Origin of the sequence: Arthrobacter sp. NA-172 (assembly GCF_043952055.1) — a bacterium.
GTDB lineage: Bacteria > Actinomycetota > Actinomycetes > Actinomycetales > Micrococcaceae > Arthrobacter.
The window spans coordinates 830,918-851,066 of the sequence record NZ_JBINOT010000003.1; the positions used below are offsets into that span (position 1 = coordinate 830,918).

A 20,149-nucleotide genomic window follows, 5' to 3' on the forward strand; every position below is an offset into this window, starting at 1 on the left:
GGATTCGGGCGCCTTTGCCCGATTGCACCTGGTGCACGCTGAAAAAAAAGTTCTGCGTCGAGGTTGCGCCGCACTTGGACCAGGGATGTCCCGAATGCGCATGACGATGGAAATCACAGTTGGGACGCTGATTTGCTCGCAGCGGCAAGAATCGCGGCGGCCAAGAGCCACAGGGTTGAGCAGAAGAAGAGAAAGCGAAGTGACTGCGGAGTCGTCACGTAACAAGGAGATCAGCTTGAAGAAATTTGTCCTGGCAATGGGGGTTGCAGTAATGGCCATGGGACTTGCGGCCTGCGGAGGAAGCCCGCAGGCATCTCCTACAGTGACCACAACCCAAACAGCCACCCCCACTCAAACTGTCACCGCTCCCGCTCCAACCGTTACGGTCACACAAATGGTGGTACCGGCTGCTGCGCCCGCACCTGTAGCCGCGCCGGCCCCGGCCGCGGCGGCACTGCCGGAAGATGCCGCCGGGGCCCAAATACCAGTTACGAACTGACTCGTGATGTTGCATATCGCCGAGTTAGGACCGACGAACTCAAGTCACCCCACTTGCAAGTGGTGCGGAGGCGAGATGCGAGTCAGAGGCCAGCCCGCCGTCGTCGTACTTTTAACGGGTGAATGCAAAAGGACCGGCCGATCGCGTGATCGGCCGGTCCCAAATGCAGATTCAAGAAACTGGCGGACCGTGTCCGGTTCCAGTTCGGGGAGCGGCCTTGATCCCTCGGCGGCTTCTTCGCCGCCGGTCTGGGCCAGGGACATTCCCTTGGTTTCGGGGCCATGAACAGGCACACCAGGAATCCGAGGGCGGTCAGTGATGCGGCAATAATCATGGTTGGGCGATGCCCAGTAGGTGAGCCCGAACGGCAGCGCGAAGTTTCCGAGTGCGGCACCGATGCGGCTGACGGCGGTGGTGATGCCGACGGCGCTGGCGCGAACTGGGGGGGAAGATTTCGCTCGGTAGGCACACTCCAGGATGCTGAGTCCTCCGGAGAAGAGGGCGTAAGTCACGAAGCAGCCCACAACGATGGCCACGGGCGCCGGCCGGACGAAGCCCAGGATGAAGAGCGGGATGGCCATGATGGCGAAGCTCAAGATGATCAGCGGCCGGCGTCCCCAGGTCTCGATCAGCTTCAGTGCCGGGATGCGGCCGGCAATGAAGACAAGGTCGATGATGATTGAGCCGAGGTTGGAAAGGTTTGCTTCGCCCATTCCGAATGCCGCACCCACTCCTGATCACGGACAGTTGTACCACCAGCGAGTGCAATTCATGACGTGGCACATTGGGCACCAAAGAATTACACAGGGAAGAGTCGCCGTTCCAGCAAAAATGCATGGAGCACAGCACTGGACAAGGCCCGCCCAGTTGTACTGGCAACAGGTACCGACTGGAGCACCATATGGCACGCAGCAGCTGTCCCGAGCCGCGCGCGCGCTCCGTGACGAGAGGCCTTTCGAGTAGTCGTTCGGCTGCACCTCTCGAACAACGTCACCATCGGTCCAAAAGACCATGATCGCATCTCGGTCGTACTTCCGGGCCCCGTTCTCCTTCGTGTAAACGAACACAAATTCGTCACCGAGGGTCAAAGCGCACTTACCAATTTGAGTTCCGCGAGGGCTTACCGAGATCGTCGCTTGCGCAACGGCTGCCCCCACGGCTGAACGCGCATAGCCGGCATCAATCGCCGCCTTCTTGGCCCGCTTTCTAAGCTCGTCTAGCTCCCCCTTCGTAGCTTCGCGGGTGAGGGCTACCTTCTGTCTGTCCCACGGAACATTGTCACTGGGCGTAGGCGCCGCAGAAGCGGCGTTCGCGCCGGTTGTACCGAGCGCGACGGATGCCGCTCCTGCGAGTATTCCCTTGAGAATTCCTCTTCTTCCGAACATGTTTTACTCCCTAATGATTTGTCATTTGCCTAGGGTGCGATAGTTGACGGTACCGAGTAGCCCAATCAACAACGCGCCCGAAATTGCGATCACGACGTTGCTGATGCCTAGTGGGCCGGACGTGAACATTCCGAGAATGACAATGGCGGCAATTCCGAGGTTTCTAGTCAAGAGGATCGGACGAATCTTTTGCCCGCCGGACCCCGCGCACCCACAATCTGTCTCGATTCTCCGAATGAGGACGGTGCCGATCGCGATCGAGAACACGATTAGCAGAAGCAGCAGGATGACCCCAGTGGCAAGCGTGAGATAGCCCGTGGCAAAGAGCATGCCCAGAACAAACTCGGTGGGAGGAAGATACGAGGCAATGAGTCTGGCTTGGATCGCGCTAGTGAGTCTGTAGCCCATCACTTGAGTCCAAAAGTCTGCAATACGGCCGAACTTTGATGTGCCCGACCAAATAAAGAATCCACCGCCAATAAGCCTGGCAATATCCAAGAAAATATCCATGCAAACCCCAATCATTCATACGGTGAACTGCTTTCTCCAACCTGCCTCGGCGAGGCGCCGGGTCCGTCGTCGCGACAAACCCAAGCTTTTCAAACCATTACCTAGGCTCTTCTGGACTGCCTTCCGAACCCTTCTGCCGCATTTGAAAGTACGTAATTCAGGCAATTGAGCCTGCAAGCGGCAACACAATGATCGCGACGGCAATCGCTACTTTGATTAGAGCGGGAATCCATTTTGACGCCATAAGTGATGCAAGCGCGACGACTATCACTACGGCTGCGGAGACGGTCGGAAGTTTCATGACGCAGTCATCCGCATCCCATGGCAAGCGACGGGACGCTGAGTTGATGCCGGTACATAATCCCCCCAAGGGTTAGGTCGACATAGCTTCGTTAGGAGGGTTGGTCATCCGTTGAGTTGACTATCCTCTCCTGAAAGAAAGATAAACCTGCGAATGCCCGTCTCCGTGTGGATCCGGTCAATCTCCGTGCGTTTTAGGCGAATCTCCGTGTGCAATTCGCCAAATTCAGTGGAGAGGAATCGGCGTCTACGTGTTTGGCGCTACCCGTGTCTACGTGCCACCCACCGCGCCGTCGTGCTTCACGACGCAACCACACAGGAGGTGAACGCGACTGCCCAGGTGCCGGGCGCCGTCGTACGCCTCGACCTCCGCGACGTGAGCGGCTGCCTGATTAGCGGAAGCCAAGCGTGTCGGCGTTCGCCAGCCCCGTTACTGGACGAAACAAAGCAAAGATTTGTTGACATGACGTAAGTCACTTTTTATATGCTGGTATTGGTCAAGCAGCTGGCTTCTCGATCGAAGACGAGGAAGTCAGACATGGCACCGAATCAATCCAGTCACCCGCATCTTGATGGTCAAAGGGGCGGCAACCTCGGTGTGCACGCTGCACTGCGCGGTGCAGCCTGGACGCACGACCCCTCCAATGAACCTTGGCGAGGCTACCTACCCCGACAAAATGCGGTTCAACAACTGTTTCGGCGGTGGCCATCCGTGCCCTCGCGCGAACTGGAACGCATCCGTCGCGTGCTCCTACATTGCGACGAACTTGCCCACTCGGCCGCAACTCACCGACTCTCCAAGCCGGCCCAGGCGTTGCTTGACCTCGTTACGGGCGAACTGGACCGGCGACATGAATCGGGAAACCATCACCCACTCAGCGGTCGTTCGGCGACCGGGCCTCGCGAACTGCCGAAGCTTTCTCTGGGACGCCGTCGGGGAGAACTTCGCTGATGGCCGGACACTTTGAAGTGTTCACCGACAACGGAGGCGCCTGCAGGGTCAGGCTGATTGACGAGTTCGGAGAAGAGCTTGCAGTATCCACGGCATTCTGCGACAAGGACGCTGCAGCCCGTGCGATCTATACCTTCCGTGAGATTGCGGCGAGTGGACTCATCGAGGACCACACTTCCCGGTTCTGAGCTGCTCAACTTTGTATGTGCCGATTAACAAGGCACCGGGTTGCCGAACATCGGCGGAAGTCGTCTACGTGTTTCGGGCTCGAACACGTAGGCATCCCTTTTGCGACACGTAGATGGTCCCTTTGTGACACGTAGATGGGCCGTTTTGGCACGTATTTTTCGGTGGCTCACCACTTAGACGACAATTCCACGCTTAGCCTTTAGGGCGTAGTGGGCAGCGCTTGCGTCGCTAACGGCCGGAATGAAGTGATTGCTGTAGTACGGAAAGTAAGGACGAAATGGGTAAGCGAACGGCCCCCGTCATCATTGGTTTGCTTGGTCTTGTACTCTTTTGCGTCGTATCTGTGATGTGGACAGTACGGACGTTCGAGATTGACGCCGAGAATCTGACAGAGGCCACGCCACCCGCGCAGGCGGCCCTGTGGCTCGGAAGTATCCTGGTTATTGCCGGATCCGTTGCTTGGCTTATCGTGCTCAGAAGGCGGGCATCAAAGGAGTAGCAGCCGCCCGCCCGGTTTACTTTTTCGACGAACGCGGCTTCGCGGCTTTTGGCGGGAGTGTCGTAACGTATGCGAAGGCCTTCTCGACCCACTCGGCCGTTGTTTCGTCGTCGCTGTTCCACGCTTCGGGCAGGCCGACGTAGCCGCCCATGCCGCGGCCTTCCGGACCGAACGGACGCGTCTGGTGCTCAGCCTCCAGCGCTTCCTTGTCGGCGTCGGAAAGCCTGACACCGATCATCGGGCCGAACAGGCCGGCGAACATATTGCCGTTCACGAAGGCGCCCAGGTTGCCGAACATCGGCTTAACCGCAACGTCCGGGTGGTCCGGCACAACCGCGCGGAAACGGTCTTTGTCGGCGTCGGACGGTTTGGGCATCTGCATCTGTCTACTCCGGGGTAGGGGATTGAAAGCCTAGGACTGCATGCAGCATACGACGGCGGGGTGCAGGCGGCCAGCGTCAGGGCACCGTTCTTCTTGTCAAACGAGACGTAAGATGGGGCAATGTCGAGTTCACCCGAAAACGAGCCTGCAGGCCAGCTGCAAGGCATTTTAGACCTTCAGTCTGTTCTGGTGGGCGCTGGGAATGCATCTGATTTCCTTACCGGACTCTCCAAACTCGCCGCTGCTTCGATTTCCGAAGCTTCCGGCGGCCAGGTCGAGTGCGCGGTCACCGTCAAAGTAAAGCGGCGCCCCCTTACTGCAGCGGGCAGCAGCGCACGCGCCGTGGAGCTTGACCGGCTCGAGCAGGCTATCGGTGACGGACCCTGCATCGAGGCGCTCCGGGAAATGTCCCCCGTGATCATCGACGACGGTTCGAGCGATCCGCGCTGGCCGGAGCTCACCAGGAAATTCGCCGGAATGGGCATTCATAGCTCGTTGGGAATTCCCATGGAAATCAGCGAGGACGCCAGTGCCGCGCTGAACTTTTTCGCATCCAAGCCAGGCATGTTCACCCCGGATGTCTTCCATAAGGCCGTGGGCTTTGCCGCCGCTGCCCGCAACATACTCCACCTGTCTGTGCGCATTGACTCCGCCCACCACCGCGCGGAGGACCTGGAGTCAGCCATGCAAAGCAGGACTGCCATCGACCTTGCGTGCGGAGTCATCATGGCGCAAAACAGATGCTCGCAGGCAGAGGCGATGGAAATCCTCACCAAGGTCTCCAGCAACCGGAACCGCAAACTACGGGACGTTGCCACCGAACTGATCGGACAGATCTCCGGTAACGGCATCGAAACCCACTTCGAAGGGTAGGAAGAGCCAGAGCCGGGGTAGTTTGGACGGCCCCGGTAAGCACACCGCTTCCACGCCTACCCGCCGACGATCGACCGCGACCTTTGGCATTTCACCGCTGGTCACAGCCCCGGGCCATCACGAAACCACGACGAGTGAGCAAAGTCAGGTCTAAGATCGGTCAATCACGCACGGATGGCCAGGTAACCCGTCCCACTTCATATTGTCTAAGCAAATGAGCCAAGTCAGGCGGTCAATTACGCCCCTGTTATGACGAAGCCGTGGCGCGCCCGGGACAGCATGACCAGCAGCTCTCGCTGTTACCGTCAACCACGTAGGTCGAATTGGGCATTGTCGACTCGCATTGGGCTAAACAGGAAATGCGACAGTGGCTAATAGGATACAAATCGGTCGAGCGGCCCTATGAATGCCGTAATGACCTCAATATGGGTGTGCATGTCGAGTGTCTGCAGGTTCTCCACCATCTTTGGGCCGCCGCCAGCAGGATCGGTACATAGCCGAAGCACTGACCAGGCTCCGGGGTACCGAATCGTTCGCGAGCCTGAGGATAAGGTTCGCAGAAGAGTTTTGACTCCATACATTTTGGGCTTTGCGTGTCAATCACAAAAAATGTCTCTGCAAATAAAGTTCGTACCAATCCGTGACGATAATCCAGCAACCGGAGCAGCTCGCCGTCCCAACCGATAATGTCGCCCATCGCAGTGGTCAAAATCGGGATCAAGGACCGAAAGCCTTTATGGGTGTCCGAGACGAGCTGCATCCAGTCATCCGGGTTGATCACCCGGAGTTAGCCGTCACGGAAGGTACCAATCCCGTAGTCGGTCCACAGCACGGCAAGTTCCGGTGGCACCAGCGGCCCGTACCTATTAATCGCCACCTATTAATCGCCGCTTGCGGCATGGTCCCGGTTGCAACGAAATCAGCGATGCCAGTCATGAAGCCCCTCCCAGACTCCGGTACTCGGAGCGTCGGTGCCATGACATCTGACAAATACCCAACCGACAAGGAGCGACTGCACCTATTTTTTAAGCTTCCTCATGCCAATTCGGGTAATTCTCAGGCTTCGGATACCAGGCAGGAATTTCGCGGGCCGGTCGGGGGTAGCGTTCAAGCTCCAGGAGGTAGTTCTCCGGTTGGGGGTCAAAGTCCCATTCGGACTTTTCATCGTAGTTGTACGTGACGTTGAGCTGTCCCGTGGATCGAACGATCTTCACATTTAGGGAGAGCCAAGTTCCATGCTCGGGCGTCGCACAAGCATCCTTCAACGCTGCACAGGCATCGTCGGCCAAATCTGGAATCGACTCATAATGCGGCACACCCTGGGCGTCCGTGCATTCACTGGACGCCTGCGCTAGTTGACCGACCTCTCCGTAAAACATGGTAATAATTTCCCAGTCATGCGAGGAGTACGCTTGAACTAAGGAATTTCCTAATGATGTCTGCAATTCTGCGATGCGATTATTCATTAACGCCCCTAATTTTTAAAAACAGCTTGCGTCCGTGAGACGGGACCGGCAACACCGGCTCCGGCGTGACTTTCACACCGGCGGCCCCCGTGGCGGCCGCGGCGATTCTGGCCAGGCTCTCGTCGGTAACGGTGAAGGAAGAGGCACTCACGCCGGCGAAGGCCGACAGGGCAGCAAGTGCTTCCCACGCACCCCGGGACCGTCAACCCAACGCCCGAAAGTCGCATTCAGCTCGTTGGCGGTGATTCCTTGCCAAGAACTCCCCAATACCTGGTCCGCACGGGCTTGCAACGCCACGACCCGGCGCTCCAGTTCACCCGCATGGGCGGCTAACGACCCGGAAAAGCCCTCCAGGGCCCCGCCATCAACGCGCACATCGGCCATGCTGGTCACCACCTGAAGGTTCAGAAAAGGAATCGACTCGTAATTAGGCTAAAGGATGGACATATCCCGGACAACCACCCAGCGTCCCGTCACGATGCTGCCGCCTGCCCGAGCGCGGTGGGAGTCGGGTCCTAGCCGAGCAGCCCCCCGTTCGCGGCATTGGTCGAGGATGAATTCAAGTCAGGAACCTGGCTATTAGCCAGCCCCGCGAAGGGGTCGGTGGCGGGTGCCGCAATAATCTGGTGGATCAGCGGAACCGGTGCGGGTGCCGGGCCTTTCACCGTGGGATCCGTCGGCAAAGAGGCCCCACGGAAGGTTTCGCGCATAGGACGTCCAAGCCCCATTCCCAACTGCGAATTAGCCGCCATTCTGAACGAACCGTCACACTTCTTAGTCGCTGCTTGGCCGGGCCGTACCATCCGGGACACCCTGAACCTCATCCACGACTTAGCCGGCTGCGCTGCATCGGGGTGCGAAACATGGCCGATCCGATTCGCGTTGGTTCCGCCAATCCCGCAGATCCCATGACGCAGCTGGCAGACGTGATCCTCGCGCTCTTCGACCGTATATGACAAGGGTGCGGGCGGCCGATGACAAGTTGAGCAATTCGGGCCTGCTCGCGGCACGCTGAGAGATCCTCGAGCGGGACGGCTGTCGAGGAGCACAGTTGCGTTTGGGCCGGCTTGTGTTGGCTTGGGCAGTGGCGACCGCGTCAGGCAGCTCGGGTAACGGCTGCTGGGGTCTTCGTGCGGAGTGTGTCCAGCGGCGGACGGATCATAGCGGAGGTTGTCGACGAGGCCCGCTGCCAACGTCGAGCTTGCGCTCGAGCGCCGCGCGTTCGGCGGCGTTCCCGCACAGTTCAATGGCCTGCAGTAGTGCAGACCGCGCCTCGTCGCGGCGGCCGAGCCGGATGAGCATCTCGCCGCGGATCGCGGGGAGCAGGTGGGATCCGGCCAGTTCGCCCCGTGATGTGATCGCGTCGACCAGCGCAAGGCCGGCCGCCGGACCGGAGGCCATCGCGACTGCGACGGCACGATTGAGTTCTATGATGGGTGATGGAGTCAGCCGTCCGAGGGCTTCGTAGAGGATGACGATCCGCTGCCAGTCGGTCTCCCTTACCGAGCGCGCCACAGCGTGGCATTCAGCTATCGACGCCTGAAGTCCGTACGCGCCCAGTCCACGTCCGGCCCCAACCGCCCGCGCGAGTGCCGCACGTCCGCGCCGGATAGCAGACTGGTCCCACAGCCTTCTATCCTGGTCCTCAAGAAGTACGGGGCGTTCGGAAGCATCGAGCCGGGCCGGAAACCGGGCGGCGGTCAGTTCCAACAGTGCGAGCAGCCCGAACACCTCCGGCTCGGGCGCGAGGCGCACCAACACGCGGGCCAGCCGGCGCGCCTCGCTGGCCAGATCCGGGCGGATCCATTCATCGCCGCCCGAGGCGAAAGAACCCTCCGTGAAGATCAGGTAGACGACCTGGAGCACCGAGCCAAGTCTCTCCGCTACCTCGTGACCTTCCGGTAGGGCGAAGGGCACGCGGGCAGCCGCAAGCGTTTTCTTGGCCCGTGTGATGCGCGCCTGGATGGTCGGCACCGGGACCAGAAAGGCCGCCGCTATCTCGTCGCTGCCCATGCCGCCGACCACCCGGAGGGTCAACGCGAGCCGCGCCTCCTTCGACAACACGGGATGGCATGAGATGAACATCAGCGCCAGTACGTCGTCGTCGATTGCTTCGGGGTTGAACAGCACGTCCGCGCCGGGTGCCTCCTCGGCAAGTTCGCGGGCAAGCAGGGTGTACTTCTCGTCGCGTGCCGCGAGCCTTCTGAACATGTCGATCGCGCGACGCCGGCCGGTGGTCAGCAGCCACCCGACAGGCTGGGCCGGTACTCCGTTGACCGACCAGGAGACGAGCGCCTCGGCAAGCGCCTCCTGTGCCAGGTCTTCGGCGAGCGTGAAGTCTCCGGTGTAGCGGGCGAGGGCGCCGACGATCCGGGCGGATTCCATCCGCCATACCGCTTCGACGGCGCCCCTCGCCTCGTGTCCTGTCATTGCCGGCTTAGAGCTGTCCGGTCTTCTCGCGCCAGGCGCGTTCCTTTTGGATCCATTCATTGTCCTGGGGGAACTCGTCGATGGTGGTGACGCGGCGGATCTCGGTCTTGCTGCCCGCCGTCAGGGGAGCCCGTTTGGCCCACTCGATCGCTTCCTGCTTGGAGGCAACGTCGAGGATGTAGTAGCCGGCGAACAGTTCCTTGGTCTCCCCATAAGGACCGTCGGTGACCACCGGCGTATCGCCGGTGAAGTCGACGACGACGCCATCGTTCGCATCATCGAGGCCCTCGGCCGCCAGAAGCACTCCGGCGCGGATCAGCTCGTCGTTGAATTTGCCCATGCTCTCCATGATTTCCGAGAAGTCGATGTTCGCGAAGTTGGCGTACGACTCGTCGGTTGCCCGCATGATCAACATGTACTTGGCCATTTCATACTCCTTGGTTCTGGAAGGTCGCCCTTCGACCTTCTCACCTATAGGTCGAACGGCACGAGGGCAGATCGACGCAAACCGAAAACTTATTTGGCGCACTGAGATGTCCGCAGGCTGACGGAACCCGCTGGATAGCGATCGCCACACTATTTGGTGCGATTCCGTGACGCTCGAGCCGGTCGGTGACCTCGCCGAGGGCCCTCAGCCTCACCGCCCCGCCACACACCCCGCAACATACTCGGCATCCACGCCCACCCCGCCAACGATCGACGAGTAGTGCCCCGTCAGCCAAGGAAGTCCAACCACATACAGCCCCGGATGCTCGGTGACTCCGCGGACATGGCGAGGGTAGCTCCATGCGTCCAAAACAGGCATGTCCACAAAACCAAGGCCCAGTTTGTACCCGGTTGCCCACAGCACTGAGGTGATTTTCTCGGCGGCGAGGTTGACCCGCGGCGACGAAGAAGGCAGCCAGTCGTCCGCCGGCGCTGGCGAAGACACAGGGGCGTCGATCCCCGCGGCGGCGATGTAGGCGTCCACCGCCCGTCCCATGCGTTGGCCGAACCCGGCCTCGACCGTTGCGAGGCGTTCGGGGAGGTCGTCCGTGAAGACGAGTTCGCCGTCGTCGGCTGCTTCCAGATGCCCGTGCAGCCGGACGCCCTGGCGGCCGAGCTCGCGGAGGTGGATGTCGTGGCCGCCGTCGGTGCCGGACAGCAGGGGGTTGCAGGCGAACCGTGCCGCGGGGGAGGGCAACTGCCCAACCGTCAGCGCGTTGACCCCGTACTGCGGCCCGCGGATTCCGGCCTGCAGGATCCAATAGATGATGTCCCGCCCGCGATACCTGCGCGGCGCCTCCGGACACATCGACACGGCCAGATGCACCTCACGCCCGGCCTCGAGCAGGTCTTCCGCGATCTGCCCGCCCGACTGCCCTGTCCCGACAATCAGCACGGCGCCGTCCGGCAACTGCTCCGGATTGCGGTAGTCGTGGACGTGAAGCTGCAGGACGCTACCGGGAAGTCCTGCGGCCAACGCAGGGATCTTCGGTATTTGATACGCGCCGGTCGCGAGCACCACGTTGCGCGCCCGCCAGCCGCCGTCGGCCGTTTCAACGCTGAAGCCACCATCCGACGTCGAGATCCGCGTGACGTCCGTGCCGGTCCGGACCGGCGCATCGATCCTCCGGGCATAGTCCCGGAAATAGTCCACCGCATCGTCGCGCGCCATGAACGCCTCTGGCTCCGGACCGGTGTACGGCATGCCGGGCAAATCCAGCGAGAAGTTCGGCGTGTTCAGCACGAACGCATCCCAGCGATCCTGCCACGCGCCACCCAGCGCGGCTCGCCGTTCAAGGACTAAATGCTCGACGCCGGATTGGCTGAGGAAGTAGCTCGTGGCCAGTCCCGCCTGGCCACCGCCGACCACGAGGGTGTCGATTTCCATGAGCGATCCTTCCGGTCCATTGGCAGAACTTTACGCCTGGCGATTCCGGTACGGGAGGAGGGGGTCAAATCGGAAGTACGGTGGACAGCACTGCTGGGACCGGTTGCGTGAAACGGACGAACTTGATGCACTCGTCCGGAAACGGTCCTAGAGTGTTGGCCATGGCTATCGCACGCTTCCCGGTTGTAGTGCTCGACTGTCCCGACCCCAAGATCCTCGCTGAGTTCTACAGCGCCCTGCTCGAATGGAAAGTCGAGCGGAACGACGACGACTGGTGGTCCGTCCGCGCCGATTACGGCGATTCGCTGGCCTTCCAGAAAGTCGATTCCTTCAAACCGCCGCAATGGCCGGGCCAGGACGTCCCGCAGCAGATGCACCTCGACGTCGTGGTCGAGGACCTCGACGCCGCTGAGGCAGCTGTTCTCGAGCTCGGCGCGACCAAGCACGAACACCAGCCGGGAACGTCATTCCGGGTGTTCCTTGACCCCGCCGGTCATCCTTTGTGCCTCTGCCTGGACTGATTGGTCAGGATCGGAGAAGCGCTCAGTGGGGCCTCGGCATAAAGTCGAGAGCACGAACCAGCCCGCCTCACTGAAGGAAACGCCATGACCTCCATAGAATCAGTCACCCTCGAAGTTCCCGACCCCACGGCCGCCGCCGCCTTCTACGAAGCCGCTTTCGGATTGGGCCCTCGCGTGCGCGTGCGGACCTCGGAAGCTCCGACGGCGGGCTTCCGTGGGTTCACGTTGTCGCTCGTCGTGTCGCAGCCGTCGACCGTCAGCAGCCTGATCGACTCCGCTGTGGAAGCCGGCGCCACGACGCTGAAGCCGGTGGAGAAGTCGTTGTGGGGCTACGGCGGCGTCGTCCAGGCTCCGGACGGTGCGATCTGGAAGGTCGCGACGTCGGCGAAGAAGGAGACCGGTCCGGCTACCCGCGAGGTCGAGAAGATCGTGCTCCTGATGGCAGTCGCGGACGTTGCCGCGAGCAAACGGTTCTACGGGGATCGGGGCCTCTCCGTGGGGAAGAGCTTCGGCAAATACGTCGAGTTCGCCATGCCGTCGAGTCCCGTCCAACTGGGGCTCTACGCGCGCCGCGCCCTCGCCAAGGACGCCGGCGTCTCACCTGACGGCAGCGGATCGCACAGGCTAACCATCGGCAGCGACGCCGGCCCGTTCACCGATCCCGATGGGTTCGCGTGGGAGGCCGCATCAGCGTGAGCCGGATGAGGTCCCTTTTGCACCGGGTGCCGGCGGGAGTCGCGAGTTTGAAATCGCTGCACCTGGGTCGACGCCTCTTACGTCCCCGTGCCCCCGCGGGCGATGAGGTCTGCCTGGAGGAACTGAACGAAGCTCAATCCGGTCGACGTGCCGCCGCCCCACTGCTTGCCGTCTACGAACGCCGTCGGGACGCCTTTGATCCCGCTGTTCAACGCGAGCCTGTTGGAGTACCGTGCCCACGCGAGGTACGTGCCGCCGTCGATGCACTTGGCTGCATCAGCGCCGGCTGACGAGGCGAAGGACTTCAGCTGCTGGTCGCTCAGGCCCGCAGATCCTCGAGCTGGCTGGACCGCGTACAGCTCGGCCATGAAGATCGCGTACCCGGCCGGGTGCTCGTCGGCGACGCACGCGGCAGCGGCGGCCGCACGTGACGGGTACCTGGTGGTGAATTCCGAATCGAGGAAAGCGACGGGCCGGTATTCCACGGTGATCTTCCCCTCGCTGCGCAGCAGATCAAGGGTTGTCGCGGAGGCTTTGTGGAAGTCGGCACACGAGGGGCAACCAAAATCCACATACACAACCACCTTGGCCGGCTGGCCCTTCGGTGCGGCCTCGATCCCTGGCGCATGCGGGTTGCCGTACGTCGGAGCGGCCGGGACGGGGGAGGGGAGGGCTGAGGCGTCGACGCTCGACGGCGGGACGGGGACCACCTGGCCGCCGGCACCTAGGGTGATCCCGCCGTTGGAGTTCATATTCGCCGGACTAGGCCCCTTGTCAGGGAGACGCGAAAGAGAGGGAGCCGGGCTGCCCCTCAACGGTCCGGAGCTCATGGTGATCCCGGAGGAAATCAGAGCCAATCCGAGCACGGCTGCGAGGATGCCCCCCGCAATTCCGGTGTAGCCCAGAACCAGGCCTGCAATGGCGAGCCCGCGGCCGCCGTCGCCGCTCCGTCTGATCCGCGAGAGAGCGATATGCCCGAAGACAACGCCGAGCAGGCTGATGCCGAACGAGCACACTAAGGAGGCGATGGCCAGTGGTTCGGTACGCCGATGCGGCGGGGGATAGGCCGGCCGCAGCTCGGGCCAAGGGTTGTTCTGGTTCCCGAAGGACGCCGAAGGCCGCGGAGGCCACGCAGGTGGCTCGGGCTGGTTGTAGTCGCTCATCTGAAGTGCTCCCTTCTCGCGTGCAGGAGCACTTCGCTCCCCCAATGGCTAGAGCATAGCGCCTACTGAGTACCTGCGGCGTCGCGGTTAATTGGCCCTACCGCGAGTCCCATCGGAACCAACGGATTCCGATGAACGCGAACACCGCGACGTAAGCTACGCACGCCAGGAGCGAGCCGGTGTCCTGGCCGCCCAGGCCGACTGGTTCAGGACATCCGAAAACAGCGTCATGAGGGCTCCGACGGGAGACCAGTCGGAGATGGCCTTGATTGTGTCGCCGAGGATGCCGGTTCCGCCCAGGACGCCGAGGAGCAACAGGGCGATCATGAGCAGCCGGCCGATCGCGCTGATGGCGTTGGTGGACCGGATTAACCCGACAAGGGCTTGCCCGATTGATAGGAAGACGGCAGCCCCGAGTAGGGCGACGGTGATGACCAAGAGGTACTGGCCAACATTCAGTGTCAGGCCGTGAACGATTGCACCGACGATCACCACGATGATGGAAGCGATCAGATTGGTTGCTACCTGCACGATGAGGCGGCTGGTCATGATCATCCAGTTCGGCGCCGGCGTTACCCGCAGCCTTTGCAGGACGCCGATGTCCCGGTCGTGCGCCAGGGCCAGCGTAAAGCCGAGCAAGCACGAAGTGAGCAGCCCAAGGGTCAAGGCCAAACCGATGATGAGGGTGGATCCTCCGAGCCGCGATTGCCCTTTGCCGAAGGTGGTGGCCACGAGGATCACGATCGGCAGTGCGGCGCTCAAGACAAGCGAGGTCTTGCCGTTGAGCATCACAATGGAGTCCGCGCGAAGCAGCGAACCCATCGCCAGGCCCAGCGGCGGGCGGGCGGTATCTACCCCGGCGTTAGTCACGGATCTCACTTCCTGTCAGTCCGATGAACACGTCTTCCAAGGTGGGCGCTCCGTGGGCTACTGACAGCACGCGCGGATCCTCCTTATGCCTGTCGATCAGCTCCGATGGTTCTCCGACCGTGAGAAGGACCCCATGATCGATGATCGCCACCCGGTCACACACGGCCTGTGCTTCTTCCATCGAGTGAGTGGTGAGGAGAATGCTGTTGCCTTCACCCCGGAGTTCCTCGATGCGACGCCAGAGTCCGCGGCGTGATTGCGGGTCCAGCCCGGCGGTTGGCTCGTCCAGCAGGAGAAGAAGGGGGTTGTGGATGGTGGCAATGAATAGCGCGAGCCGTTGCTGTTGCCCTCCCGACAACTGTTTGAACCGTTTGCCCAATTCTTGTTCGAGCCCGATGGCCCGCATGCTCGTACCGATCTGCTCTCGCGAGAGTTTCACCCCATAGAGCCCGCCGTAGAGCCTTGCGATCTGCTGAATGGTGAGCTCGGCCTGGAAACTGGAGGACTGCAGTTGCACTCCGAGCCGCGCCTTCGCGTCCAGCGGCTTTTCTTGAACGTCGATTCCGTCCACCAGCAGCCGACCGGATTTCGGCTTGACCAACCCCTCGATGGCACTCAGTGTGCTCGTCTTCCCTGCACCGTTCGGACCCAGGAGGCCGAAGATCTCACCGCGATGAATCTGAAAACTGACGCCGTCGACGACGGTCCGCTCGCCATAGGCGACGCGCAAGTCCCTGATGTCTAAAACCGACGGCTGTGCCGGCATATTCACTTCACTCATCGAGCCGCATCCCTCTCAGGCTGGCCGACCCACCCCATGGTAGGGCGCCGTTGCGATGAGTCTATATGCGGGAACCTCGTGTTCTCTGCGCCCGCTCCCAGTGCTCCCGCAGCATCCCGGCCAGCAGTTCGGGTTCGATCCGGTGCGGGGGATCGAAGTGGTGGCGATTCTCGAATACCTCGAGGCGGAAGTCAGGAAACACCGTGGACAGCCGTTCAGCAATCTCGCCATATTCATCCGGGTTGCTCAGGCCGCCGAGGACGAACAGCACCGGCCACTCAAACGCCGCCAACCGCGCCCGGTCCAGATCGTAAGTCTTGAAGTCTTGCAGGAACGCCCTGATGCCGGCGGGTCGCTTGGCCATCCACGGCGGCGGTCCGCCCTCCCGCGGAGGCGGAAGGACGACGTCGGGCTTCACACCCAGCCTCATGAACCCGGCCATGAACTCACCAGGCGGAAGCGCCTCAAGCAGTTCATATTGCTTCCACAGCTGCACGTGAGCCGGGCTCCAGTCCCAATTGCCGGCCCAAGCCGCCTCGAGGAGTGTGAGGCTCAGCAGGCGCTCGGGATGCTTGGCAGTACAGGCAAGCGCAGCCGCCCCGCCGCCCGAATAGCCGAGCAGATGGAACGTTTCCCAGCCGCGGGCGTCCGCCTCCCGAAGGATGCCCTGGATCTCGGTGTCCAGGCTCCATCCCCGCGGCGGCTCATCGCCGTCGTACAGCTCCAGGCCCTTCGCGACGGCGTCGACGTCAGGCCCCAGCGCTTCGATCAGCGCGCCATATGCCGGTTGGGCGGGAAGAACACTGCCCGGAAGAAGGATGACCCTAATCCGCTCCATGGCAGAACTGTACGCCTGTCCCGGGGCTGGCGGAGGGGGGGAGGAGCGGCCTAGTTTCCCGGCGAGAGGACAGTGACGCCAGCGTCAACAGCAGCGGCGAGGAGTTCGCCGTCGTAAGCGACCAACAGATCCGCCTGGAGCCTGATCGCGGTGGCCAGGTGGATTGCATCCGCACTCCGCAAGCGGCCGGGAAGCGCCGCCGCATACATCAGATCGGAACGGGCGACGTCCACCAGATTGATGCCGCTCAGAACGGTGTTGACTGGTTCCGCGCCCAGCCCCCGCCGACGCGCCGCGCAATGAAGCTCGGTGTACAGGAGCATCGACGCCACGAGCCGGTGTCCGCTTCCGGGGGCAGCCGAAAGATGCTCGGCGAGGGCGGCGGACTCCGGTTCATCAACGAGGAGCTTGAGGACGGCTGACGTGTCCACGTAGGTGATCACCGATCGCCGCGCAGATCGGCGAGCATGTCTGAGGTGCTTGTTTCGCTCTTGATGCGTGGCACTAGCCTGAAGTCCACGGGATCCTCAGCAGCAGGGCGGACGCCGCCTGACTGGAGCAGCCGTTCGAACGGCGATGCGGAAGGCGGAATGAGGGTGGCCGCAATTTCCCCGTTGTTGGTCACATCGATGATTTCGCCGTTCTTGACTCGCTCCAGAATCTTGCTGCTGTTGTTGCGCAGTTCGCGGTGCGGGATCGTGGTCATGATTGCCTCCGTAGCAATCGTAGCACCGCCCGTCGGGGGCGGATTGAGTGCGGCTCAGAAGACGAATTTTTACGAATACTAGCCATATGTCCAATCCCCTGTATGCTTGTAGCTGTTGTTGTGTTTGGCATTTGGTAGTTCAGGCAGTTCCCGCGGTTCATCAACCGCGACCTTCTGAAGTAACGGTGGAGAACACCCCACACCGGAGGCCCGACAGTCGGGACAACCTCCACCTTCAGTAAGGAAACTGAAAAAATGGCTACAGGTATCGTCAAGTGGTTCAACTCTGAAAAGGGCTTCGGCTTCATCTCCCCGGAAGATGGCAGCCAGGACGTTTTCGCTCACTACTCCGCCATCAACTCGGGTGGCTACCGCTCCCTCGAAGAGAACCAGAAGGTTTCCTTCGACGTCGAGCAGGGCCCCAAGGGTCCCCAGGCTGTAAACATCCAGGCTCTCTAAGCTTCGGATTTCAAAAAGCAGGGCCGGTCATTGACCGGCCCTGCTTTTTTGTGCCCATTTCTGGGTTATAGGACAAAACGTGTGTAAATCACGGGTGTGCCATGTGCGTCCGGCCCAGCCTTTGCGGGTTCAGGAGCCTTCCTGACCTTCTTTGGAGGAGCTCCTAGCGCAACACGCCGCCGACACGCCATTCAGAAGGCCACTTCGCGGTCAAAGAGGGTCAGGACCGTCGTTGTCCGGGGGCTGGTGGGTTGCGTTCACATGTGTAGTCGGATGATGAAGAGGAAGTAGTACCAGAGGGGCATCGAAAGCAGTGACAACACGGCCATCGCGGTCCGTACTCGGGATCGCTCGCGCAGGATCGCGGAGAGCAGCCAGAATGCGAGTATTCCGATGAGGCCTCCGACGCAGTTCAGGATCACATCGTCGATGTCCGATGCACCAACCGCAAACACGCCCTGGATGATCTCTACGGCGACGCTGACCGAGGCGACCGTGAGCATGGCCAGCCATGCCGCCCGATGTCGGAGCCACGATGCGTAGACCCCGAGCGGGATGAAGATCAGGATGTTCCCGACGACGTTGGCGAACGCCACTCTCGCGGTCCCGGGTGAGTGGCTGAACGCGTATTCTGCGATGGTTGCGAACGGGATGAGATTGATCGATCTCTCCGACCCCGGTGCGCGAGAGAAGAGAAGCAGCTTCAGCAGGAAGGCCGCGTAGAGGGCGAAGACGGCGAAGATGGCCACGGTCTCCGCTTGCGCCCGTTTCGTGGTGAGTCGCCAGCTCGGCACATCATCATCCGTGACCGCGGCGGGTTTCGGTTGTACACGCATTCTCAGGACGGTACAGAGGAAACCTGTCGTGCTCCTGTGAGCAAATACTAGAAAGTATGTTCGAGTCACGAAAAGACGATTCGAATAAATATCCACATACGCAAGGTTCGGCCTAGAGGCGGCCGCGAAGTCCCCGTAACGTCGAAATCAAGAGACCACCACCAGGAGGACCATGAAGATCTGTCACCGCCAAAGCCTCATCCTTCGGGTGCTTGAAACACTGAGTCGTCGCGCGCGCACACGGAGATGCCAAGTAAAACCGCAGGTGGGCACACGGAGACGCCCCCGCGCGGGCACTGAGTTTCGTCAAAACAGCACGTAGACGCCGGTTCCTGAACCTACGGTTGCCTTTGGAAAGTTTTCGCAGACGTCAGAGAAAGTTGGATCGCGAGTGTTCGAACAAGAAGTTCGGCGAACGCTGGACTACGTTGCTCGCGGAATGATGGTTGGGATAGTCGGTGCGCCTGGCAGCGGCCGCACAAGTGTCGTGCAGAAAGTCATTGCCGATCTGGAGAAAACCGGCACCACGATTTACTTCATTTCGGGACTCCGTTCGCATCGGGGAATACCGTTCGGCGGAATTTACAGCCTGAGCCTGGATATCCGAATAGGCCAATTGGGCGTGCTGGGTGTGGCTGACACGCTGGCAGGACGGCTCGCCAGGCCAGGGGAGCGAGTGCTTGTAGTCGATGACCTCGAGTTCGTGGACGCCGAGACCGTAGCCGTCCTGGATGCCGTCCGTCGTAGGACCAGGCGGCCCATGATCGTGACCATGAGCGAGTCTTCTATCTACTCGAAAGGGCAGCTGGCCGCCCTGAGCCCTGGTCCCGAAGCGAGGGTTCACCTGAATCCGCTTCGCTACGAGCAAGTGAACGAGCTCATCACCGACTTTATGGGGGCTCCGGCAGACGCTGACACCACGGCCCGGATTCTCACCAAATCCGCGGGGAATCCCCGGCTTGCGGTTCGTATTGCGGAAACAGCGTCCCTCAGTCATCTGATCGCGCTCCGCCGCGGTCAATGGCAGATGACCGGCGACACCCTGTGGAATGAGCACCTCCACGGCAGCGTGGAATCCCTCCTTGAAGGACTTGAAGCCGACGAGCTCACAGGCCTCCAAACCATGGCCATCGCAGGTACGGTGCCCATCGATGTGCTGCAACAAGTTGTCCACGCGGACGTCCTGGACAGGCTCGAACAGCGCGGCTTCATTTCCGTCATAGAGGATATGCCCAATAGTGTCAGCGTTGCGATCACGCCGCCGCTCCTGTCTGACTATTTCCGTGGTCAAAGAGTGCTCACGAACCGGCGGGTACTGAAGAACCGAATCACACGGACCCTGAGCGCTTTGCCACAGGAACCCCAGGTTGACGTCACCTCCGCCGATTCGCTGATGAGGGTTTTGGGCGCACTTCGCCTCGAAAGGAGTTCTGACGACGCAGCCTCTGCACGCCACTTTCATGAGCAAGTCTCGGCCCGGGAGCGCCACCGTTACGATCAGTGGGAGATCGACAAATCAGTCCCGAACGCCGTCGCAGTACTGAGCGGCTACTGGGGTTCTCCCATTGACGCGTCGAGAATTGAGCGTGTGCTTTCCCAGACCCCGGCCTCGGATGGCGACTCCCGTGAACTCCTGTTCCTGGCAGTTACCAAGGCGCTTTGGGCGATTTATTCGGGCAACGGGCTGGATTGCGCAGCAGAAGTCCTCAGGAGCTTCGGCAAGGAACGCCCCGAATGGTCCGTCGAGGCCGATGCGGCTGAACTTTTTCTCGTGGCGTCCTACGACAGAATGCCGGAGAATCTCGACGACATTTTCGCCCGCCTTCACGATCGTCACCCTGAAAGCGGCGTTATAGCCTGCATCCGGGGCGTCGCTGGAACTCTACCGCTTCAACCCTTCGGCGGCGCTCAAAGCAATTGA

23 protein-coding genes are annotated in these 20,149 nt (G+C 61.3%); 6 read left to right on the plus strand and 17 right to left on the minus strand.

Annotated elements, in window-relative coordinates:
• Window positions 1-543: 543 nt before the first annotated feature.
• Both ACF0H6_RS17985 and ACF0H6_RS17990 read right to left on the minus strand, forming a co-directional pair.
• Window positions 544-1,212 carry an MFS transporter gene (locus tag ACF0H6_RS17985; protein WP_395250854.1) on the minus strand — a complete coding sequence of 223 codons (669 nt, stop codon included), beginning with the start codon at window positions 1,210-1,212 and terminating at the stop codon, window positions 544-546.
• Window positions 1,213-1,905: 693 nt separating this feature from the next.
• Window positions 1,906-2,394, minus strand: coding sequence for a MauE/DoxX family redox-associated membrane protein (locus ACF0H6_RS17990; RefSeq protein WP_395250855.1), 489 nt, complete (start codon window positions 2,392-2,394; stop codon window positions 1,906-1,908).
• A 1,251-nt stretch (window positions 2,395-3,645) separates the two neighbouring features.
• On the opposite strand from ACF0H6_RS17990, the gene ACF0H6_RS17995 reads away from it, so the two are divergent.
• Entirely contained in the window at window positions 3,646-3,834 is a 189-nt protein-coding gene (locus ACF0H6_RS17995; protein WP_395250856.1) for a YegP family protein, read from the plus strand.
• Window positions 3,835-4,350: 516 nt separating this feature from the next.
• Here ACF0H6_RS17995 and ACF0H6_RS18000 read toward each other — a convergent pair.
• The gene (locus ACF0H6_RS18000) at window positions 4,351-4,716 is read right to left on the minus strand and encodes a TfoX/Sxy family protein (protein WP_395250857.1); all 366 of its coding nucleotides are present in this window, start codon (window positions 4,714-4,716) and stop codon (window positions 4,351-4,353) included.
• 120 nt (window positions 4,717-4,836) lie between these two features.
• Here ACF0H6_RS18000 and ACF0H6_RS18005 point away from each other — a divergent pair, with 120 nt between their 5' ends.
• A complete protein-coding gene (locus tag ACF0H6_RS18005; RefSeq protein WP_395250858.1) occupies window positions 4,837-5,589 on the plus strand; it encodes a GAF and ANTAR domain-containing protein in 753 nt (250 codons plus the stop codon).
• A 400-nt stretch (window positions 5,590-5,989) separates the two neighbouring features.
• Here ACF0H6_RS18005 and ACF0H6_RS18010 read toward each other — a convergent pair whose 3' ends face one another.
• From ACF0H6_RS18010 to ACF0H6_RS18040, 7 genes are all read right to left on the minus strand, one after another.
• Window positions 5,990-6,349: a T6SS immunity protein Tdi1 domain-containing protein gene (locus ACF0H6_RS18010; protein ID WP_395251354.1), complete on the minus strand. Its 360-nt coding sequence runs from the start codon at window positions 6,347-6,349 to the stop codon at window positions 5,990-5,992.
• 265 nt (window positions 6,350-6,614) lie between these two features.
• Window positions 6,615-7,055 carry a hypothetical protein gene (locus tag ACF0H6_RS18015; RefSeq protein WP_395250859.1) on the minus strand — a complete coding sequence of 147 codons (441 nt, stop codon included), beginning with the start codon at window positions 7,053-7,055 and terminating at the stop codon, window positions 6,615-6,617.
• Between the two features lie 147 nt (window positions 7,056-7,202).
• Window positions 7,203-7,439: a WXG100 family type VII secretion target gene (locus ACF0H6_RS18020; protein ID WP_395251355.1), complete on the minus strand. Its 237-nt coding sequence runs from the start codon at window positions 7,437-7,439 to the stop codon at window positions 7,203-7,205.
• A 131-nt stretch (window positions 7,440-7,570) separates the two neighbouring features.
• On the minus strand, window positions 7,571-7,765 hold the full coding sequence (locus ACF0H6_RS18025) for a hypothetical protein (protein WP_395250860.1): 195 nt from the start codon (window positions 7,763-7,765) through the stop codon (window positions 7,571-7,573).
• A gap of 448 nt (window positions 7,766-8,213) precedes the next feature.
• On the minus strand, window positions 8,214-9,485 hold the full coding sequence (locus ACF0H6_RS18030; RefSeq protein ID WP_395250861.1) for an RNA polymerase sigma factor: 1,272 nt from the start codon (window positions 9,483-9,485) through the stop codon (window positions 8,214-8,216).
• Window positions 9,486-9,492: 7 nt separating this feature from the next.
• Window positions 9,493-9,912: a YciI family protein gene (locus ACF0H6_RS18035; protein ID WP_395250862.1), complete on the minus strand. Its 420-nt coding sequence runs from the start codon at window positions 9,910-9,912 to the stop codon at window positions 9,493-9,495.
• 210 nt (window positions 9,913-10,122) lie between these two features.
• Window positions 10,123-11,358: a flavin-containing monooxygenase gene (locus ACF0H6_RS18040; protein ID WP_395250863.1), complete on the minus strand. Its 1,236-nt coding sequence runs from the start codon at window positions 11,356-11,358 to the stop codon at window positions 10,123-10,125.
• Between the two features lie 161 nt (window positions 11,359-11,519).
• Here ACF0H6_RS18040 and ACF0H6_RS18045 point away from each other — a divergent pair, with 161 nt between their 5' ends.
• Together ACF0H6_RS18045 and ACF0H6_RS18050 are read left to right on the plus strand one after the other, a co-directional pair.
• Complete coding sequence (locus ACF0H6_RS18045) at window positions 11,520-11,879, plus strand: VOC family protein (RefSeq protein ID WP_395250864.1); 360 nt, start codon at window positions 11,520-11,522, stop codon at window positions 11,877-11,879.
• Window positions 11,880-11,963: 84 nt separating this feature from the next.
• A complete protein-coding gene (locus ACF0H6_RS18050; protein ID WP_395250865.1) occupies window positions 11,964-12,575 on the plus strand; it encodes a glyoxalase in 612 nt (203 codons plus the stop codon).
• A gap of 77 nt (window positions 12,576-12,652) precedes the next feature.
• Here ACF0H6_RS18050 and ACF0H6_RS18055 read toward each other — a convergent pair whose 3' ends face one another.
• From ACF0H6_RS18055 to ACF0H6_RS18080, 6 genes are all read right to left on the minus strand, one after another.
• On the minus strand, window positions 12,653-13,738 hold the full coding sequence (locus ACF0H6_RS18055) for a thioredoxin domain-containing protein (RefSeq protein ID WP_395250866.1): 1,086 nt from the start codon (window positions 13,736-13,738) through the stop codon (window positions 12,653-12,655).
• 156 nt (window positions 13,739-13,894) lie between these two features.
• The gene (locus ACF0H6_RS18060) at window positions 13,895-14,608 is read right to left on the minus strand and encodes an ABC transporter permease (RefSeq protein ID WP_395250867.1); all 714 of its coding nucleotides are present in this window, start codon (window positions 14,606-14,608) and stop codon (window positions 13,895-13,897) included.
• Window positions 14,601-15,389, minus strand: coding sequence for an ABC transporter ATP-binding protein (locus ACF0H6_RS18065; protein WP_395250868.1), 789 nt, complete (start codon window positions 15,387-15,389; stop codon window positions 14,601-14,603). Before ACF0H6_RS18065 ends, ACF0H6_RS18060 begins: the two co-directional genes overlap by 8 nt.
• 61 nt (window positions 15,390-15,450) lie before the next feature.
• Entirely contained in the window at window positions 15,451-16,227 is a 777-nt protein-coding gene (locus ACF0H6_RS18070; RefSeq protein WP_395250869.1) for an alpha/beta fold hydrolase, read from the minus strand.
• Window positions 16,228-16,277: 50 nt separating this feature from the next.
• Window positions 16,278-16,658 carry a type II toxin-antitoxin system VapC family toxin gene (locus ACF0H6_RS18075; protein WP_395250870.1) on the minus strand — a complete coding sequence of 127 codons (381 nt, stop codon included), beginning with the start codon at window positions 16,656-16,658 and terminating at the stop codon, window positions 16,278-16,280.
• A gap of 8 nt (window positions 16,659-16,666) precedes the next feature.
• Window positions 16,667-16,933 (minus strand): type II toxin-antitoxin system Phd/YefM family antitoxin, encoded by a 267-nt coding sequence (locus ACF0H6_RS18080; RefSeq protein ID WP_395250871.1) that lies wholly within the window; start codon window positions 16,931-16,933, stop codon window positions 16,667-16,669.
• 255 nt (window positions 16,934-17,188) lie between these two features.
• Here ACF0H6_RS18080 and ACF0H6_RS18085 point away from each other — a divergent pair, with 255 nt between their 5' ends.
• Window positions 17,189-17,392: a cold-shock protein gene (locus ACF0H6_RS18085; protein ID WP_028266315.1), complete on the plus strand. Its 204-nt coding sequence runs from the start codon at window positions 17,189-17,191 to the stop codon at window positions 17,390-17,392.
• A 257-nt stretch (window positions 17,393-17,649) separates the two neighbouring features.
• Here the strand turns inward: ACF0H6_RS18085 and ACF0H6_RS18090 are convergent, their stop codons facing one another.
• Window positions 17,650-18,228 (minus strand): VanZ family protein, encoded by a 579-nt coding sequence (locus ACF0H6_RS18090; RefSeq protein ID WP_395250872.1) that lies wholly within the window; start codon window positions 18,226-18,228, stop codon window positions 17,650-17,652.
• A 391-nt stretch (window positions 18,229-18,619) separates the two neighbouring features.
• On the opposite strand from ACF0H6_RS18090, the gene ACF0H6_RS18095 reads away from it, so the two are divergent.
• Window positions 18,620-20,149 carry a hypothetical protein gene (locus tag ACF0H6_RS18095; RefSeq protein WP_395250873.1) on the plus strand — a complete coding sequence of 510 codons (1,530 nt, stop codon included), beginning with the start codon at window positions 18,620-18,622 and terminating at the stop codon, window positions 20,147-20,149.

Coding starts and splice junctions, on each gene's coding strand:
- ACF0H6_RS18040 (WP_395250863.1), bottom strand. CDS start 11,358: ATGGAAATCGACACCCTCGTGGTCGGCGGTGGCCAGGCGGGACTGGCC.
- ACF0H6_RS18065 (WP_395250868.1), bottom strand. CDS start 15,389: ATGAGTGAAGTGAATATGCCGGCACAGCCGTCGGTTTTAGACATCAGG.
- ACF0H6_RS18015 (WP_395250859.1), bottom strand. CDS start 7,055: ATGAATAATCGCATCGCAGAATTGCAGACATCATTAGGAAATTCCTTA.
- ACF0H6_RS17990 (WP_395250855.1), bottom strand. CDS start 2,394: ATGGATATTTTCTTGGATATTGCCAGGCTTATTGGCGGTGGATTCTTT.
- ACF0H6_RS18030 (WP_395250861.1), bottom strand. CDS start 9,485: ATGACAGGACACGAGGCGAGGGGCGCCGTCGAAGCGGTATGGCGGATG.
- ACF0H6_RS17995 (WP_395250856.1), top strand. CDS start 3,646: ATGGCCGGACACTTTGAAGTGTTCACCGACAACGGAGGCGCCTGCAGG.
- ACF0H6_RS18005 (WP_395250858.1), top strand. CDS start 4,837: ATGTCGAGTTCACCCGAAAACGAGCCTGCAGGCCAGCTGCAAGGCATT.
- ACF0H6_RS18070 (WP_395250869.1), bottom strand. CDS start 16,227: ATGGAGCGGATTAGGGTCATCCTTCTTCCGGGCAGTGTTCTTCCCGCC.
- ACF0H6_RS18035 (WP_395250862.1), bottom strand. CDS start 9,912: ATGGCCAAGTACATGTTGATCATGCGGGCAACCGACGAGTCGTACGCC.
- ACF0H6_RS18020 (WP_395251355.1), bottom strand. CDS start 7,439: ATGGCCGATGTGCGCGTTGATGGCGGGGCCCTGGAGGGCTTTTCCGGG.
- ACF0H6_RS18085 (WP_028266315.1), top strand. CDS start 17,189: ATGGCTACAGGTATCGTCAAGTGGTTCAACTCTGAAAAGGGCTTCGGC.
- ACF0H6_RS17985 (WP_395250854.1), bottom strand. CDS start 1,212: ATGGGCGAAGCAAACCTTTCCAACCTCGGCTCAATCATCATCGACCTT.
- ACF0H6_RS18080 (WP_395250871.1), bottom strand. CDS start 16,933: ATGACCACGATCCCGCACCGCGAACTGCGCAACAACAGCAGCAAGATT.
- ACF0H6_RS18010 (WP_395251354.1), bottom strand. CDS start 6,349: ATGCAGCTCGTCTCGGACACCCATAAAGGCTTTCGGTCCTTGATCCCG.
- ACF0H6_RS18090 (WP_395250872.1), bottom strand. CDS start 18,228: ATGCGTGTACAACCGAAACCCGCCGCGGTCACGGATGATGATGTGCCG.
- ACF0H6_RS18050 (WP_395250865.1), top strand. CDS start 11,964: ATGACCTCCATAGAATCAGTCACCCTCGAAGTTCCCGACCCCACGGCC.
- ACF0H6_RS18000 (WP_395250857.1), bottom strand. CDS start 4,716: ATGCAGATGCCCAAACCGTCCGACGCCGACAAAGACCGTTTCCGCGCG.
- ACF0H6_RS18025 (WP_395250860.1), bottom strand. CDS start 7,765: ATGCGCGAAACCTTCCGTGGGGCCTCTTTGCCGACGGATCCCACGGTG.
- ACF0H6_RS18055 (WP_395250866.1), bottom strand. CDS start 13,738: ATGAGCGACTACAACCAGCCCGAGCCACCTGCGTGGCCTCCGCGGCCT.
- ACF0H6_RS18045 (WP_395250864.1), top strand. CDS start 11,520: ATGGCTATCGCACGCTTCCCGGTTGTAGTGCTCGACTGTCCCGACCCC.